Origin of the sequence: Nesterenkonia haasae (assembly GCF_010119385.1) — a bacterium.
GTDB classification, from domain to species: Bacteria; Actinomycetota; Actinomycetes; order Actinomycetales; family Micrococcaceae; genus Nesterenkonia; species Nesterenkonia haasae.
The window spans coordinates 1-3,333 of the sequence record NZ_VFIE01000039.1; the positions used below are offsets into that span (position 1 = coordinate 1).

1 rRNA gene is annotated in these 3,333 nt (G+C 54.0%); it reads left to right on the forward strand.

Annotated elements, in window-relative coordinates:
• Positions 1 to 52 precede the first annotated feature (52 nt).
• Positions 53 to 3,155 (forward strand): 23S ribosomal RNA (locus FH975_RS16170).
• The last annotated feature ends 178 nt before the right edge of the window (positions 3,156 to 3,333 follow it).

Consider the following 3,333-nt stretch of genomic DNA (forward strand, 5'->3'; position numbering starts at 1 on the left):
ACTGCATAGTGGACGCGAGCATCTTTTTTATTTGTCTGTGTATTTTTGTGTGTCGTAAGTGTTTAAGGGCGCATGGTGGATGCCTTGGCAACAGGAGCTGATGAAGGACGTGGGAATCTGCGATAAGCCTGGTGGAGCTGATAACCGAGCGTTGAGGCCAGGATGTCCGAATGGGGAAACCCGGCATGCTGTAGTGGTGTGTCACCCCGCGCTGAATGTATAGGCGTGGTGGGAGGAACGTCGGGAAGTGAAACATCTCAGTACCGACAGGAAGAGAAAACAACAGTGATTGCGTGAGTAGTGGCGAGCGAAAGCGTATGGGGCTAAACCAGTAGCGTGTGATACCCGGTGGGGGTTGCGTTGCTGGGGTTGTGAGACCACCCGTAGAAGGTCCACCGATCTTCTGGGTTGAGGTGTCGGCGTATAAGCGAAGACTGTTGAGACGGTCACCGTAGAGGGTGTGAGTCCCGTAGTTGTAATGCGTACGGCCGGCCTGTGGTGTGTTCTCGAGTAGCACGCGGCTCGAGGAATCGTGTGTGAATCTGCCAGGACCATCTGGTAAGCCTGAATACTCCCTGTTGACCGATAGTGAATCAGTACCGTGAGGGAATGGTGAAAAGTACCCCGGGAGGGGAGTGAAATAGTACCTGAAACCATGTGCCTACAATCCGTCAGAGCTGGTCTTTTGGCTGGTGATGGCGTGCCTTTTGAAGAATGAGCCTGCGAGTTAGTGCTCAGTAGCGAGGTTAACCCGTGTGGGGCAGCCGTAGCGAAAGCGAGTCTGAATAGGGCGTTTTAGTTGCTGGGTCTAGACCCGAAGCGGAGTGATCTACCCATGGCCAGGGTGAAGCGTGTGTAAGAGCACGTGGAGGCCCGAACCCACCTAGGTTGAAAACTGGGGGGATGAGCTGTGGGTAGGGGTGAAAGGCCAATCAAACTCTGTGATAGCTGGTTCTCCCCGAAATGCATTTAGGTGCAGCGTTGAGTGTTTCATCCTGGAGGTAGAGCTACTGGATGGCTGATGGGCCCTACAAGGTTACTGACGTCAACTAAACTCCGAATGCCAGTGATGTGAGAGCTCAGCAGTGAGACGGTGGGGGATAAGCTTCATCGTCGAGAGGGAAACAGCCCAGACCACCAGTTAAGGCCCCTAAGCGTGTGCTAAGTGGGAAAGGATGTGGAGTTGCTTAGACAACCAGGAGGTTGGCTTAGAAGCAGCCACCCTTGAAAGAGTGCGTAATAGCTCACTGGTCAAGTGATTCCGCGCCGACAATGTAGCGGGGCTCAAGCACACCGCCGAAACTGTGGCATTTAGTTCTTTGAGGACTGGATGGGTAGGGGAGCGTCCAACACTGCGGTGAAGCAGCGGCGTAAGCCTGTTGTGGAGTGTGTTGGAGTGAGAATGCAGGCATGAGTAGCGAAAGACACGTGAGAAACGTGTCCGCCGAATGACTAAGGGTTCCAGGGTCAAGCTAATCTGCCCTGGGTTAGTCGGGGCCTAAGGCGAGGCCGACAGGCGTAGTCGATGGATAACGGGTTGATATTCCCGTACCGGCGAAGAACCGCCCACGCGAAACTACTGATACTAACCACCCGAACTTTCACTGATGGGCCTTCGGGCTCACGGTGGATTATTAGCGTGGGACCTGATGTGGTCTAGCGAGCGTATTAACAGGTGTGACGCAGGAAGGTAGCCGGGCCCAGCGATGGTTGTCTGGGTCTAAGAATGTAGGGCTGACCATAGGTAAATCCGTGGTCTGTGTGCCTGAGACTTGATGGGCCCCACCTTTGGGTGGGGATCCGGTGATCCTATGCTGCCAAGAAAAGCATCGACGCGAGGTTTTAGCCGCCCGTACCCTAAACCGACACAGGTAGTCAGGTAGAGAATACTAAGGCGATCGAGAGAATCACGGTTAAGGAACTCGGCAAAATGCCCCCGTAACTTCGGGAGAAGGGGGACCACCCTGGTGAGCGGTCTTTTCGACTGTGAGCTGGTGGTGGTCGCAGAGACCAGGGGGAAGCGACTGTTTACTAAAAACACAGGTCCGTGCGAAGTCGTAAGACGATGTATACGGACTGACTCCTGCCCGGTGCCGGAAGGTTAAGAGGACCTGTTAGGGCTTTGGCCCGAAGCGGAGAATTTAAGCCCCGGTAAACGGCGGTGGTAACTATAACCATCCTAAGGTAGCGAAATTCCTTGTCGGGTAAGTTCCGACCTGCACGAATGGAGTAACGACTTCCCCGCTGTCTCAACCGTGAACTCGGCGAAATTGCACTACGAGTAAAGATGCTCGTTACGCGCAGCAGGACGGAAAGACCCCGAGACCTTTACTATAGCTTGGTATTGGTGTTTGACATCACTTGTGTAGGATAGGTGGGAGACGTTGAAGCCTCAACGCTAGTTGGGGTGGAGTCATCGTTGAAATACCACTCTGGTGTTGTTAGGCATCTAACTTCGGGCCCTGATCGGGTCCAGGGACAGTGCCTGGTGGGTAGTTTAACTGGGGCGGTTGCCTCCTAAAGAGTAACGGAGGCGCCCAAAGGTTCCCTCAGCCTGGTTGGCAATCAGGTGTTGAGTGTAAGTGCACAAGGGAGCTTGACTGTGAGAGAGGCATCTCGAGCAGGAACGAAAGTTGGGACTAGTGATCCGGCGGCACCGTATGGAAGGGCCGTCGCTCAACGGATAAAAGGTACCTCGGGGATAACAGGCTGATCCTGCCCAAGAGTCCATATCGACGGCATGGTTTGGCACCTCGATGTCGGCTCGTCGCATCCTGGGGCTGGAGTTGGTCCCAAGGGTTGGGCTGTTCGCCCATTAAAGCGGTACGCGAGCTGGGTTTAGAACGTCGTGAGACAGTTCGGTCCCTATCCGCTGCGCGCGCAGGAGATTTGAGAAGGTCTGTCCTTAGTACGAGAGGACCGGGACGGACGAACCTCTGGTGTGTCAGTTGTCCTGCCAAGGGCACCGCTGATTAGCTACGTTCGGGATGGATAACCGCTGAAAGCATCTAAGTGGGAAGCCGGCTTCAAGATAAGATCTCCATCACCCTTTGAGGTGTGAAGGCTCCCAGGAGATTACTGGGTTGATAGGCCAGAAATGGAAGCACAGTAATGTGTGCAGTTGACTGGTACTAATAAGCCGATCACTTACACACCACCCCACTATCTCGTTATGAGTGGTGGGGCTCAGACAAAGGAAGAACGCTACCCTGCTTCAGGGGTGTGTTCTGGTGCTACGCGTCCACTATGCGGTTCTGAAACAACAACGTATGTCCACTAGTTAATTGAATACGCACGTTTGGTTGTAACCACAAAATAGGTTTACCCACCCCC